Source organism: Pseudomonas sp. HR1, assembly GCF_030175875.1.
In the GTDB taxonomy this organism is placed as follows: Bacteria; Pseudomonadota; Gammaproteobacteria; order Pseudomonadales; family Pseudomonadaceae; genus Chryseomonas; species Chryseomonas oryzihabitans.
In genome coordinates this window covers 1-14115 of record NZ_JASNRF010000005.1, presented here as the reverse complement: position 1 = coordinate 14115, position 14115 = coordinate 1, and the positions used below count along the sequence as shown (strand labels likewise).

The window sequence follows — 14115 nt, the reverse complement described above, 5'->3', positions numbered from 1 at the left end:
CTCCTCAGGCAGTGGCCTGCGCCACCAGCTGGCGCAGATGGTCGTAGCCCTTCTTGGCGTATTCGTAGGCCGGCGCCACCGCCGGGTCCTGCTCGGCTTCCACCACCAGCCAGCCCTGGTAGCCGGCGGCAACCAGCACCTTGAGCAGCGCCGAGAAGTCGATGTCGCCATCCCCCGGCACGGTGAAGGTGCCGTTGAGGATGCAATCCGGAAAGCTCCACTGGTTGTTGCGCGCCAGCTGCACCACGGCCTTGCGCACGTCCTTGAAGTGCACATGGCAGACCCGGTCGATATGTTGCTGCAGCACGCTCAGGGGATCGCCACCGCCCATGTAGCAGTGACCGGCATCGAACAGCAGGCCGACGTCCGGAGAGGTCAGCGCCATCAGCCGGGCGATGTCCTCGGGCGCTTCCACATAGGCGCCCATGTGGTGGTGATAGGCCAGGCGCAGGCCCTGGGTCAGGGTGAAGGCGGCCAGCCGATCGAGCTTCTCGGCATAGGTCTGCCAGGCGGCGTCGCTGTGGAAGCGCGGCCGCTCGATCAGGGGAATCCGCTGCCCCTGGATGGAGCCGGCCACCTCGCCATAGACCAGTACCCTGGCGCCGTTCTCGGCCAGCAGCCGGCAATGGGGACGGATCGCCTCGATTTCGGCCTCGACGTCACGGTGCGCCAGACCGCTGGAATACCAGCCGGACACCAGTTCCAGGTCATGCTCGCCGAGCACCTCGCCCAGCGCCTTCGGCTCGCTGGGAAACTTGCCGCCCAGCTCGAAGCCCTGGAAGCCGATTTCCTTGCCCTCGCGCAGGATGGTTTCCAGCGGGGTGTCGCCGCCCAGGGCCGGCAGGTCGTCGTTGGCCCAGGAGATGGGGTTGATGCCGATCTTGAGTTGTTGTTGTGCGGTCATGTCAGCCTTGCTCGTCAGGAGGCGATCAGGCGCGGGCGTCGCGCCAGGCCTGGATCAGGAATTCGAAGTTGCTGCGGATCTGCGCGATCAGCGCGCGGTCGTCGAGCTCGCCGGCCAGCCAGGCCCGACTCGGCTGGGCGAAGATGGTCCGGCCCACGGCGAAACCCTGGCAGCGCTGGCTGGCACTGGCCTGCCGAAAGCCTTCGGCCAGCTCCTCGGCCGGGGCGTTGAGGCCCAGCAGCACAACGCCCTGGCAATGGGGATCGCGCTCGGCAATCAACTGGTCGAGTTGCCTCCAGACGGCGGCCGGCTGCGCCTCGATCTTCCACCACTCGGGATAGATGCCCAGGTTGTACAGCCGCTTGATGGCGCGATAGAGCACGTCCGGCCGGCTGGACGCATGGTTCTTCGGCGGGATGACCTCCAGCAGGAGTTCATGACCGCTGGCCTGGGCCGCCTGGTACAGCCCCTTCAGCTGGGCTTCCTGCTCCAGGCGCAGCAGCGGCTCGTCGTCCGGGTGGAATTGCACCAGGCACTTGATGATCTGTTCGCCCGGCCAGCTCAGCAGATTACTGCCCACCGAGCGACCGTGTTCGAAGGCCAGCGGCCGCGAGTTCTGCAGCTCCACCGGCCGCGCCACCCACCAGCCACGGCCGGTGGCGGCGTTCAGCGCATCCTGGCCGAAACGCTCGTCGGCCAGCAGCCCGACATTGGCCGCCACGCCCTGCCGCGCCAGATCCTGTTCGACCTGCTCGATGGCCTGGACGAACAACTGCTTGAGCGCCGGAATCCGCGCCGGATCGGCGCCCACCTGCTGGGCGCTTTCCACCAGCTGGTAGCGGTGATCGAAGGCGAAGATGAACAGCTGTTGCCAGGCGCGGTGGCGGACGCTGACCCGGTGCAGCCGGGTGAGCACGGGATCGAGGTCGGGTCGGGTGATGGGCACCGGACTGTGGTGGAGGTAGTCCAGTTCGGCCAGGGTCGGCATGGCCGGGGCGCAGCCATGGCGCGACACCACCAGTCCGCCGCAGGCATTGGCCAGCCGACAGCATTCGGCATCGTCGCCACCGGTCAGCCAGCCGCGCAGGAAGCCGGACATGAAGGCATCGCCGGCGCCCAGCACATTGAGCACTTCGACGCGGATACCACGATGGATCTCGCCGTCCTCGAGACGCGCCGGGATGGCGCCGTGGAGCACCGTGCAGCCCTGGGCGCCGAGCTTGACCACTAGGGTCGCCGCGGTCACCTCGCGCACCCGGCGCAGCGCGGTGAGCAGGTCTTCGCTGCCCCCGGCGATCTGGAATTCCTCCTCGGTGCCCACCACCAGGTCGAAGCGCGGCAGGATGCGCTGCACATGGGCGCTGACCTCGGCACTGGCGATGAAACGGGTCTCGCCATCGGCCTTGCCGGTCAGCCCCCAGAGCACCGGGCGGTAGTCGATGTCCAGCACCCGCTTCACGCCATTACGCTCGGCATAGTCCAGGGCCCGGCTGCTGGCCTGGAACACGCCCTCGGTGGAGAAGTGGGTACCGGTGATCAACAGCGCCTTGGCGCTGGCGATGAAGGCCTCGTCGATGTCGTCCGCGCCCAGCGCCATGTCGGCGCAATTCTCACGATAGAACACCAGGGGAAAGGTCTCGCGGTCCTTGATGCCCAGCAGCACCAGGGCGGTGAGGCGCTCGCGATCCACCTGGATGCCGCGGGTGTCGCAGCCTTCCTGCGCCAGCGTCCGGGTCAGGAAGCGGCCCATATGGTCGTCGCCGACCCGGGTCAGCATCGCCGACTTCAACCCCAGGCGCGCGGTGCCGAAGGCGATGTTGGCGGAGGATCCCCCCAGGTACTTGGCGAAGCTGCTGACGTCTTCCAGCGGCGCCCCGATCTGCTGCGCATAGAGGTCGACGCCCAGTCGACCCAGGCAGATGACATCCAACTGGCGCCCGCTGGCGAAGAAATGATCACCCATGGGTGGCTCCTGCTTATTGTTATCGGCCAACCGCGCGGACCCGAGGGGCCGAACGTGTGAGTGAGCTCAGGCTAGAACGACGCCGCGGACAAATCAACAAATTTTCCACATGAGATTTTATGGAATTTAATTTCCATAACTGGCGTACACTGCTCCTGCCGCCCCACTTCGACGCCGCCCGGCGAATGGGTTAAGTTGCCGGCACAAGAATCCCTACCGTGAGATAGCCCATGTCCTCCGACTCCCCGGCCGACGACCCCCTCAGCAGCGCGCCGCTGGCCGATCCGCCCGGCAACGTCGAGCAGTTGCTGGCCTGCATCGCCCGTGACTACGAGGCCCTGCCGCGCCAGCTGAAACGGGTGGCCGCCTATGTCAGCCAGCAGAGCGACAGGGTCATGGTGGATCGCATCAGCGATATCGCCGGGCAGTGCGAGGTGCACCCCTCGGCCATCGTGCGCTTCTCCCAGCGCTTCGGCTTCAAGGGCTTCAGCGAGATGCAGGCGCTGTTTCGCGAGGCCTACACCCACAAGACCACGCCGGTGCAGAACTACCAGCAGCGCATCCGCAGCATGATCGCCAACAAGAGCCAGCGCGCCAGCAGCGGCGATCTGGCCCGCGAATGCATCAACGCCACCCGCTCGGGTCTGGATCGACTGGCCGAGGAACTGGACGACGCCGCCTTCGACAAGGCCGTCGACCTGCTGGTGAACGCCGAGAACATCTATGTGGTGGGGGTGCGCCGCTCCTTCGCCGTGGCCGACTACCTGGTCTACAACCTGCAGCACACCAACAAGCGCATCCACCTCATCACCGGCCTGGGCGGCGGCTATCGCGAGCAGATGCGCAGCATCGCCCAGGGCGACCTGCTGATCGCCATCAGCTTCAGCCCCTATGGCAAGGAAAGTCAGCAGTGCGTGCGCATCGCCCAGCACCACAAGGCCAAGACGCTGATCATCACCGACAGCAACCTCTCGCCCCTGGCCAAGCGCGCCGATTCGCTGCTGCTGGTCAACGAGGGCAGCGCCTTCGCCTTCCGCTCCCTGAGCGCCACCCTCTGCCTGTGCCAGGCGCTGTTCCTGGCCCTGGGCTATCGCCTGGAGCTGAAGATGGACGAGATCCAGCTGCCGCTGGACGAGGACGACTAGCCGGGAGCGGCCGGACGCAGCAGCCGGCCAGGTCCCGACAGGGCTGCGCAAACGCTTGATCGACAAACAGAAATTTCTTGAGCAGAAGGCTTGACAGCCACCGGCGCCTTGCCAATAATGCGCGCCTCGGATGGCTACGTAGCTCAGCTGGTTAGAGCATAGCATTCATAATGCTGGGGTCCGGGGTTCAAGTCCCTGCGTAGCCACCACCTATTTTCAAGGGTCAGCGTAAGCTGGCCCTTTTTTATTGCCCACGAAAAAGTCCACCGTGGCACCGCTCTTCGTCCCCTCTCCCTCCGGGAGAGGGTTAGGGTGAGGGAACGCCCTGCCTCCACGGATAAGTCGCCCAAGCCACATCTGGCACCGCTCTTCGTCCCTTCTCCCCTCGGGAGAGGGCTAGGGTGAGGGAACGCCCCGCTACCGCAGATAAGTCCCGCCCAAGCAGACCCAAGCCACAGGCAGCGCCGCTCTTCGTCCCCTCTCCCCCCGGGAGAGGGCTAGGGTGAGGGCCCCCTTCACGCCAGACCTCAGCCCCGCCCATGAAAAAGCCCGACCTAGGCCGGGCTCGATCACCGCGCAAGCAGCCTACAGGGCGACCTTCTGCTTGCTCTCCACCTCTTCCACAGCCGCCGCGTCCTGGGTGTCGATGGACTGTACCAGCGCCTTGGAGCTGAAGGCCCGCAGGTCGCGCAGGAAGTTGTCGCGCCAGGATGCCAGGTCGGCCTGGCGGATCACCCGCATCATGTCCTCATAGCGCGACTTGCGCTCTTCCAGCGGCATGCGCAGCGCCCGGTCCAGCGCCTCGGCCATGCCGACATGGTCATAGGGATTCACGATCAGCGCGGAGTTGAGTTCGCGCGCCGCCCCGGCGAAGCGCGACAGCACCAGCACGCCCGGATTTTCCGGGTCCTGGGCCGCCACGTACTCCTTGGCCACCAGGTTCATGCCATCGCGCAGCGGCGTCACCAGACCCACGTCGGAGGAGCGGAACAGCCCCATCACCGTGCGCCGGTCATAGCTCTTGTTCAGGTAGCGGATCGGCGTCCAGTCCAGCTCGGAGAAATGCCCGTTGATATGGCCGGCATGGCTCTCCAGCTGACGGCGGATGTTCTGGTAGGAGACCACGTCTGCCCGCGACGAAGGCGCGATCTGCACGAACTGCACCGCCCGGTGATGCTCGGGGAAATGCTCCAGCAGCTTCTCGAACGCCTGGAAGCGCTCCACCAGCCCCTTCGAGTAGTCGAGGCGGTCGACGCTGACGATGGTCTTGTAGGGCACGCCCTCGATGCTGCGCGAGATGAACTGGCGCCGCGTGCGATAGGACTCGGCCTGCTTCTGGATGACGTCCGGCATCACGCCGATGGGATAGACGCCCACCCGGAAGTTATGCCCGTAGGCGGTCAGGCTGCCGTCCTTCTCCAGCACGCCGCGTACCTCGCGGGTGATGTAGTCTTGGAAGGCCAGCTGGTCGGTGTCGGTCTGGAAGCCGATCAGGTCATAGAAGCACAGGGTCTTGAGCAATTCGTTGTGTGGCGGGATCGCGGTGAGGATCTCCGGCGCCGGAAAGGGAATGTGCAGGAAGAAGCCGATGCGATTGCGGATGCCCAGCATGCGGCAGGCTTCGGCGAAGGGAATCAGGTGATAGTCGTGCACCCAGATGATGTCATCGGGCTTGAGCAGGGGCTTCAGGCGCTCGGCCATGGCCATGTTGACACGCCGATAGCCGTCGTACTCTTCCCGGTTATAGCGCGCCAGATCGATCCGGTAGTGGAAGATCGGCCAGAGGGTGGCGTTGGAGAAACCGCGGTAGTAGTGGTCGTAGTCGCGCTTGGTCAGGCCAAAGGTCACGTAGTCGATGTTGTCCTTGGTCTGGGTCTTGGCCGGCCCGTTTTCCTTGACCGTCTCGCCGTTCCAGCCGAACCAGATGCCGCCCGACTTGCGCAGGGCGTCCAGTACGCCCACTGCCAGACCACCCGCGGTCGCCTTGCCTTCTTCGATCGGGGCCACCCGATTCGATACCACCACTAAACGGCTCATCCTAATCTCCTTGCTTATAATGTGGCGCGAGGTCACGGCTCAGCTGCTGCAGCCAGAGGGCTACCGCTTCCACCGAAGGCAGGCGGGTCTTGGCGACCGTCTCCCCCTCTCCTACCTTGACGGTCAGACCGCCTCGCGCATTGACGACAGTGAACCCCTCTTCATCGGTACGATCGTCGCCGAGAAACACCGGCAGGCAGCCGGCAAAGGGTTCCAGTTCGAGAAAACGGGCGATGGCCTCGCCCTTGCTCGCCGCAGCGGGCTTGAGTTCGAAGACGCACTTGCCCGGTTGCAACTTGAATTCGGGATGGTCGGCGACGATGCCTTCGGCCAGTTCGCGCACTAGGGCTTCCTTGTCCGGCGCCTGGCGATAGTGCAGGGCGAAGGCCACGCTCTTGCGCTCCAGCAGCAGGTCCGGATGGTCGGCCAGGGCCGCTTCCAGGCGGGCGCCGACCTGCGCCAGCACCGCGGCGTCCAGGGTCACCCGATGGATCTCGCCTTGGGGATCGCGCCATTCGGCACCATGTACGCCAGCCGCCGGCAGTTGCAGCGGCCTGGTGAATCCGTCGATCTCCGCCAGCGGTCGCCCGGAAACCACGGCGACGCCATGGTGGCGCGCCAGCTGCTCGAGCGCAGCGAGAGTTTCGGCGGGAATGAAAACCTGTTCCGGACGTGGCTGCAGTTCTGCCAGGGTGCCATCCAGATCGAAGAAGAAGGCCAGCGGCTGGCCCGATGAGGTGAGGCTGTCGAGGTCGATCATGGAAGGTACGACTGCCGGGTCACCGTATGGTTCGTTCACACCTTCCGGCAGTGCCGAGGAATTCCCCTTGCCGGCTCGTAGTCGGATTCAGGGAGATGCTCTAGCAGCCCTGCCTTTGGAGACCACCATGAACAAGCCCGATATCACCAAGACCCCCGAAGAGATCGACGACATCCAGGACCGCATGGGCGACATGCGCGAACTCGACTTCAGCGATCGCAAGGACGAGCGTCAGGGCCGTGCCGGCGACGAGATGGATGAACGCGACTACGAAGGCCAGTTTCCCGAAGAGCGCGTGCGCCAGGCCGGCATGACCGGTGGCGAGACCCTGGATCATCAACCGACCATGGACGACGCCAGTCCGGAGACCCTGCTGGACGAGACGGGTGCCCGCTCGCCGACCGACTACGGCGATGCCTGGCCCAACGACAAGGAGCTGAGCGTGGTCGAGAACAGCGACATCGGCGGCGGCTCCGGCCAGGACGAAGCCGAACTCGGTCGCAGTCATCCCCTGGACGGCCAGGCCTGGGACGGCGAAGCCGACGAACCCAACGAAGCCGAGACCCAGAGAGACGCCCGCTACGCCGATCTGGATGCGAACGACGAAGACCTCGCCGGAGACACCGGTCTGGACCTGGACGAAAAGCGCGCCGATCACTGAAACCGCTGAAGGCCTAGTCGAGCAGCGTACAGGCCATCACCAGCGCATCTTCCCGGCCGCCGACCGCGGGATAATAGTCCCGCCGGCGGCCGATCTCGTTGAAGCCATAGCGTTCATACAACCGGTAGGCCGCCTGGTTGCTGGCACGCACCTCCAGAAAGCACTCGTTGGCCTTAGCCTTGCGTGCTTCCTGCAGGAGGTGTTCCAGCAGCCGCAGACCGAGACCACGGCCCTGACTTTCCGGCTTGATGGTGATGTTGAGCAGATGGGCCTCGTCGAGGATGACGTTGATCACCCCGTGCCCCACCTGCTGCTCGCCGGCCGTCATCACCCAGCAGTCGTAGGACTTCAGCGCATCGGTAAAGATGCCGCGGGTCCAGGGGTGGCTGAAGGCCTGATATTCGATCTTCAATACCGTGTTCAGATCGGCTTCGGTCATCCGCCGAAAGCTCACCGCATCGTTCATTGCTGTTCCATCCAGCGGCGCCGCAACGGGCGCATGGCTTGCCAGAGCGCGGCCTTGGCGGCCGGCTCTTCCATCAAGATATCCAGTCCCGGCACCAGCCAGGCCGGTCCCAGGGCGGTGTCCTGCTCCACCCCCGTGAGCTGCGCATCCGCGACGCCACTGCAGCGTCGCGCGGCCACGCCGATCAGCCAGAGGCCCAGGCCTTCGCCCAGGCGCTCCTGGTGCCCCGAGACGAAGCTCTGCACGAATTCGGCCGCCGCCGCCGGGCCCTGGTCGAGTTGGCCGCTGTTGAGCAGCGGCCAACGAATGGGTTCTTCACTGACGATCCGCGGCGTATCCGGCAGGCCGGCAGCGCGCAGCAGATCCCGCAGCAGCAGATAGGCGGGATCGCGCGAACCCAGGGTGTCGCCGGTGGGCAACTCCAGCAGCAGCAGGCAACGCCCGGCCTGGAGCAGCTGCAGGGCAAAGCGCGGCGCTGGCTCCCGTGGTGGCGGCGGCGCCCGCTCCGGTTCCGGCTCGGCCACGGGAAGCGCGGCCGGCTTCAGCGCAGCGGGTCGCGGGATCTCGATACGCGGCCGATGCGCCGCCGGTGCCTCGGCTGCCGCAGCGACCGGCGCGGCCTTGGCCACCGGCTCCGGGCGGACCACCCGAGCGGCAACGGGCGCCTCTTCCGGCTCCTCGACCCACAGGGCTTCCGGCCGCGAAGGCGCAGCGAAGGGCAACACCGTGCGCGGCACCCAGACATCCAGCTGCAACGCCTGCAGATAGGCGTGACGACGCGCCTCGGCGGCAAGCGCGGGGCTGGTGGCGGTGGCGGGGTCGGACATGGGCGGATCCTTCGGACACGCGGCGGGATAATTCGGGGCGGCATTGTCGCGCGGATCGCCGCGGATCGAAAGGCCGCCCTGCCCATCGGTCCCACCGCGGTCACATCGAAGGCTCTGGCGTCTGGAGTACAATGGCGCTTTTGTCTGGTGCGGTCCCCGCCATGATCGACCCCAAACGCGTCCTGCGTACCCTCGCCGAACACTGGCACCTCATCGACCCGCTGTGCGCCCACTTCGACAGCGGCACCCTGGGCCTGGCCGAGTTGCGTGCCCGCCTGGCCGAACAGCTGCCCGAGCGCACGCCGGCCGACCTCACCGCCCTGCTCAACACCTGGATTCGCCTGGACATCCTGGTGCCGGTGGCCAAGAGCCCCAATCGCTTCGAACTCAATGGCCAGATCCACGATTTCCTCGGCTATCTCAGGCGCGAACACCGGCTGGGCCTGTGCCTGGAGATCGAGGCCTACCTGCGCCACCTGGAGCGCCTCGCCGGCCACATCCGCGAAGCCTTCGACAACCGCGACGGCCCCGACCTCGTCCGCCAGCTGCGCCTGCTGGACATGCGCGTGCGCGATGTCCTCAAGAAGCTGGCCAACGACGGCCATGCCCTGGAGGGCGTCGCCGAGCGCGCCAAGACCAGCGATCGCCAGATCCCCCTGCGCCAGCGCTATGCCGAGGTGCTGGCCACCTGGGACGAATACGTCGAGCCGATGATCCAGCTGGTGGCCGCCGACGGCGCTTTCGAGCGCGGCGTCCACCGCGTCGAGCAGGTGCTCCTGCACCTGCTGGGCGAACAGCAGCGCCTCGGCCAGCTGGTCGACGATGACCTGCTGCTGCGCACCCAGGCGCGCATCCTGGAGATGCACAACGCCGCCCAGCTGGCGCTCAGACGTGCCCGCGAATTGCTGCTGCCGCTGCGCGAGGAAGCGCGTCGGCACAATGCCGTGACCCGCGGCGCCGCCCTGGCCCTGGCCACCATCCGCCGCAAGGGCCTCGACGCCGTGCCCCAGGCCGCCCTGCCCCTGTTCAGCCGGCCACAGAGCGTCTTTCTCGGCACCACCGCCCAGGTGGAAAGCTATGTCTACGCCCTGGCGCGCTTCGAGCCCAAACCGGCGCGCTTTCCCAGCCAGAGCAGTCGCCCGCGGGACAGCGAACGCCCGGCCGCGCCCCGTACCGCCCGCGAGATGCTCGATCTCTGCCAGGACGCCCTGCCGCTGCCGGATCTCATGGCCTGGCTGCTGGAACAGGAGCCGGCCGGCGACACCGACGAGTTGCTCTACTGGTTCTCGCGCCTGTCCCGCGATACGCGCTTCCAGCGCCAGCGCCTGGATCGCCGCCACTACGACACCCTCGAACACCGCGTCAGCCTGTGCTCCTACGCCCTGACCGCCCGATCCCTCGCGAGCGACGCCCATGCAACTTGATCTCAACGAAATGACCCAGCTCGCACCCATCTTCCGCGAGCTGTTCAAGGGCTATCACCTGTCCCGCAGCGAGCCCGAGAGCTACGCCCAGCTCAGCCAGCAGCAGGACCAGTACCGCGCCCTGTTCCGCGCCCTCGGCTTCGAACTGGTCTGCGATTCGCGCGGCTTCTACTACTTCGTGCCCGAGCAGATGGGCGCCCAGGTCAACAAGACCGCCCAGCGCCTGGCGCTGTTCACCTTCATCCTGGTCGAGCACCTGGCCGACCAGGGCCGCGACCCCCTGGCCGTGCTCGACGGCGGCACCCTGGGCCGGCACGAATTGCCGGCGCTGCTGGACAAGTACCGCGACCTCTTTCTGCAGGCCGAGGTCACCACCCAGGAAGAGCTGGAGGAAAAGATCCTGCGCCGCCTGACCCAGCTCGGCTTTGCCCTGGACAGCAACGGCACCTACCGCTTCCTGCCGCCCATGCACCGCTTTCTCGATGTCTGCCTGACCGTGCAGCAGGATCGCGACCTGGCCGCCGGCCTGCATGCCAGCGACCTGCCGCTACCGGCCCCGACCCTCGCCAGCGACGAAGACGGCAGCGAGCAGGAAGGCGCCGACGAGGATGACGAAGAGGCTGCCCTGGCCCGCGCCATCGCCGCAGAACGGGAGTTCGACCTATGATCCGCTACGGCATCAGCCGCTTCGCCCTGCTCAACACCGCCGGCTACAGCCTCGGCCTCTTCCCGCTGGAACAGCCGCTGTCGGTCTACGGCGCCAACAACCTGGGCAAGAGCGCCTCCATCAACGCCCTGCAATTCCCCATCCTGGCGCGGCTCTCCGACATGAGCTTCGGCAAGTACAGCAACGAGCAGTCGCGCAAGTTCTACTTCGCCACCGACACCAGCTACATCCTCATCGAATTGCGCCTGGCCCACGGCCCCCACGTCATCGGTGTGGCCGGTCGTGGCCCGGGCGGTGGCTTCGGCCACCAGTTCTTCGCCTATGCCGGCGAACTGGACCTGGCCCACTACCAGCGCGACGGCGCCTGCCTGCGCCAGCGCGAACTCTTCGCCAGTCTGGAGCGCGCCGGCCTCAAGGCCTATGAAGTCAAACCCGAGGAATTGCGTCGCCTGCTGGTTGGCGGCCATACCAGCGTCCCGCTGGACCTGACCCTGATCCCGCTGCGATCCACCAGCGAACAGAGCCTCAAGACCTTCCGCGCCCTGTTCATCAACCTGCTGCACATGCGCGAGATCACCGCGGCCAAGCTCAAGCAGCTGTTTCTCGATGCCTTCGAGCACAGCCTGAGATCCGGCAGCGTCGACTACATCGCCGCCTGCGAGGAAGCCTTCCGCGACGTGCGTCGCATGGAGCAGGACTACCAGTCGCTGGTCGCCGCCGGCCCGCTGGTCGATGCCCTGGCCAATGGCGTCGAGCAACGCGACCGCCTGAGGGGCAAGCTGCATCGCCTCTCGCCGCTGCTCGACAGTCTGCTCGGCACCTGGCAGCACTACGCCCTGGACCGCCGTGACGAACTCCTGGCCCAGACCGAACACTACCGCCAGGAACAGGACGGTCTGCAGCAGAGCCAGCGCGACGGCACCAGCGAACTGATGCGCCGCGAGCGCGAGATCAGCAGCCTGCAGCGCTGGCTCGCCGAGCTGGCCCAGCTCAAGCACCGCTTTGCCCTGGTGGACTCCACCGCGCCCCTGGAAGCCCAGTTGCTGGCCGCCAAGGACGCCCACGACGAACTGGCCGGCGCCCTGTCCCAGGCCCGCCAGTTCAGCAGCGAAGACCTCGACCAGCGCGTCCGCGAACTGGAGCAGCGCCTCAAGGCTATTCGCCAGCAACTCGACCACGCCGACAACAACAGCTACGCCCGCCTGCGCGAGGAATTCAGCCAGGCCGACGTCGACCGCCTAATGCGGCTGTTCAATGGCCAGCTGTTCAGCCTGCCACTCGGCCCCAAGGGCGTCGAACTGAGCGAGGACGGCAACTGGGTAAAGACCTTCGAAAGCATCCTGGCGCGCTTCCAGGGCGATCGCCTCGAATTGCCGGGCCTGTCCCTCGACCTGTCGGGCATCGAGCCACCCACCCTGCAGGCCCTCGCCGATCGCGCCGCCCTGCGTGACCAGAAGGACCGCCTGGAGCGCGAACTCAAGCAGCTCAAGGCGCAGCAGGGTGTCAGTCTCGACCGCCAGGCCAGCAAGGCCCAGGCCGAAGCCCTCTACCAGCAGGTCCTGGATGCCCAGAAGGCCCTGGAAGACTTCCGTCGCTGCCAAACTCTGGGTGCCGAGGAAAACGAGAAGCTCGAACAGCTGGCCCAGCTGGAAGCCGCCCAGGACGAACTGAGACGCGCCGGCGACGCCTTCACCGAGCGCGTCCAGCAACTCTCCGCCAAGCTGCAGCTGATCGGTCGCCAGCTGGCCGACCTGGAAGCCAAGGACCGCACCCTGGCCGACGCCCTGCGCCGCCGCCAGCTACTGCCCACCGATCTGCCCCAGGGCACGCCCTTCATGGAGGCGGTCGACGATTCCCTGGAAAACCTGCTGCCGCTGCTCAACGACTACCAAGACACCTGGCAGGCCCTGCAGCGCGCCGACACCCAGATCGAGGCGCTCTATGCCCAGGTCCGCCTCAAGGGCGTCGCCAAGTTCGACAACGAGGAAGATCCCGAGCGCCGCCTGCAGCTGCTGGTCAACGCCTATGCCCATCGCCAGGACGAAGCCCTGACCCTGGCCAAGGCCCGCCGCGCCGCCGTCACCGACATCGCCCGCACCCTGAGAAACATCCGCAGCGACTACGACAACCTCGAACACCAGCTGCAGCTGTTCAACCGCGAGATCAATCGCAAGCAGGTCTCCAATCTGGAGAGCTTCCGCATCGTCCTGGCGCCGAACAAGGAGGCGCTCAAGCACATCGACCAGATCATCCACAGCGCCGGTCAGTACGAGGAAGGCGAAACCCTGTCGGTCTTCGATCTCACCCAGGACAGCAGCCAGGACCAGAAGAACGAGGACGCCAAGGAATACCTGGCACGCCTGGTGGCCGCCAACGGCAACCAACTCGGCCTCAAGGACCTCTTCGAGCTAGCCTTCGAGATCACCAAGCAGGGCGGCCAGCCGATCCTGCACACCGACATCGACGGCGCCGCCTCCAACGGCACCACCATGACCATCAAGGCGCTCACCAACATGTACCTGTTGCTGCACCTGATGGACCGGGAGCAGGCCGCCAAGATCCGCCTGCCCTACTACCTGGACGAAGCCGCCGACATCGACGAACGCAACCAGCAGGCGCTGATCGAGACCAGCCAGCAACTGGGCTTCGTGCCCATCCTGGCCAGCGTCAAACCCCAGGTCAGCGCCCAGGTCGCCATCGACCTCGAAGGCGGCAGCGGCCCCGGCGGCATCTACATCGACGAAGCCGACTGGAAATACATCGCCAAACGCGACCTGGCCCTGCCCGAACCTGCGTGAGCCCCTGCCAGAACGCAAAAAGCCCGGCATCTGCCGGGCTTTTTCTTGCTCTTGTAACGCTGCGATAGGTTGGGTTGAGCGCAGCGACGCCCAACATCCGACCATCCGATCGCGGCCATGGGCCGCTCCTACTGCATGCCTTTTAGCAGGAGCGGCGGCATCGGCGGATTGCCATGGCCGCAATAGCCGGGCTGTTGTAGCTCCTGTGCTCTTTTCGGAGTGCCACCAGTGACCGTCTAGCAGGCTCCGCGCCAAGCTCTCCGCCACTCCGCTCCTGGTCTCCTCTCCCCCGGGAGAGGGCTAGGGTGAGGGCCACCTCAGCTACGCAGCCTTAGGCTTTCTCTGGCCGATCATCTGCTCCTAGCGCCTAGGCGCTCTGGCACTCGGCCAAACTTTTCCCGCCCCAAAGACAACACCCCCGCCAGAGTGAACTGAGCGGGGGTGCTGGGTGTTAGGCGCTTGA

General features: G+C 66.2%; 11 protein-coding genes and 1 tRNA gene. 6 read left to right on the top strand and 6 right to left on the bottom strand.

All coding sequences use genetic code 11. The features are described from left to right. Positions 1-4 precede the first annotated feature (4 nt). A complete protein-coding gene (gene iolE / locus QKY98_RS17845; protein WP_042136516.1) occupies positions 5-904 on the bottom strand; it encodes a myo-inosose-2 dehydratase in 900 nt (299 codons plus the stop codon). 25 nt (positions 905-929) lie between these two features. After that, positions 930-2867: a bifunctional 5-dehydro-2-deoxygluconokinase/5-dehydro-2-deoxyphosphogluconate aldolase gene (locus tag QKY98_RS17840; protein WP_108582802.1), complete on the bottom strand. Its 1938-nt coding sequence runs from the start codon at positions 2865-2867 to the stop codon at positions 930-932. Between the two features lie 230 nt (positions 2868-3097). Here QKY98_RS17840 and QKY98_RS17835 point away from each other — a divergent pair, with 230 nt between their 5' ends. Both QKY98_RS17835 and QKY98_RS17830 read left to right on the top strand, forming a co-directional pair. Further along, on the top strand, positions 3098-4012 hold the full coding sequence (locus tag QKY98_RS17835) for a MurR/RpiR family transcriptional regulator (protein WP_027599134.1): 915 nt from the start codon (positions 3098-3100) through the stop codon (positions 4010-4012). A 132-nt stretch (positions 4013-4144) separates the two neighbouring features. Next, positions 4145-4221 (top strand) — tRNA-Met (locus QKY98_RS17830). Positions 4222-4597: 376 nt separating this feature from the next. Here the strand turns inward: QKY98_RS17830 and otsA are convergent. Further along, complete coding sequence (otsA, locus tag QKY98_RS17825; RefSeq protein ID WP_027599133.1) at positions 4598-6049, bottom strand: alpha,alpha-trehalose-phosphate synthase (UDP-forming); 1452 nt, start codon at positions 6047-6049, stop codon at positions 4598-4600. 1 nt (position 6050) lies between these two features. After that, positions 6051-6809 carry a trehalose-phosphatase gene (gene otsB, locus QKY98_RS17820; protein WP_284671342.1) on the bottom strand — a complete coding sequence of 253 codons (759 nt, stop codon included), beginning with the start codon at positions 6807-6809 and terminating at the stop codon, positions 6051-6053. A gap of 127 nt (positions 6810-6936) precedes the next feature. Here otsB and QKY98_RS17815 point away from each other — a divergent pair, with 127 nt between their 5' ends. Then, complete coding sequence (locus QKY98_RS17815; RefSeq protein ID WP_284671341.1) at positions 6937-7470, top strand: hypothetical protein; 534 nt, start codon at positions 6937-6939, stop codon at positions 7468-7470. A 13-nt stretch (positions 7471-7483) separates the two neighbouring features. On the opposite strand, the gene rimI is transcribed toward QKY98_RS17815, so the two are convergent. Beyond that, positions 7484-7936, bottom strand: coding sequence for a ribosomal protein S18-alanine N-acetyltransferase (rimI, locus tag QKY98_RS17810; RefSeq protein WP_074584026.1), 453 nt, complete (start codon positions 7934-7936; stop codon positions 7484-7486). Further along, complete coding sequence (locus tag QKY98_RS17805; protein ID WP_284671340.1) at positions 7933-8763, bottom strand: energy transducer TonB; 831 nt, start codon at positions 8761-8763, stop codon at positions 7933-7935. Before QKY98_RS17805 ends, rimI begins: the two co-directional genes overlap by 4 nt. A 161-nt stretch (positions 8764-8924) precedes the next feature. Between QKY98_RS17805 and mksB the strand changes: the two genes are divergently transcribed. The 3 genes from mksB to mksF are packed head-to-tail and all read left to right on the top strand — an operon-like array spanning position 8925 to position 13652. Beyond that, the gene (gene mksB, locus QKY98_RS17800; RefSeq protein WP_284671339.1) at positions 8925-10187 is read left to right on the top strand and encodes an Mks condensin complex protein MksB; all 1263 of its coding nucleotides are present in this window, start codon (positions 8925-8927) and stop codon (positions 10185-10187) included. Then, positions 10177-10854, top strand: a complete 678-nt coding sequence (gene mksE / locus QKY98_RS17795) for an Mks condensin complex protein MksE (protein WP_284671338.1) — start codon at positions 10177-10179, stop codon at positions 10852-10854. Before mksB ends, mksE begins: the two co-directional genes overlap by 11 nt. Then, the gene (mksF, locus tag QKY98_RS17790; protein WP_284671337.1) at positions 10851-13652 is read left to right on the top strand and encodes an Mks condensin complex protein MksF; all 2802 of its coding nucleotides are present in this window, start codon (positions 10851-10853) and stop codon (positions 13650-13652) included. The genes mksE and mksF overlap by 4 nt, the downstream gene beginning before the upstream one ends. Positions 13653-14115 lie beyond the last annotated feature (463 nt).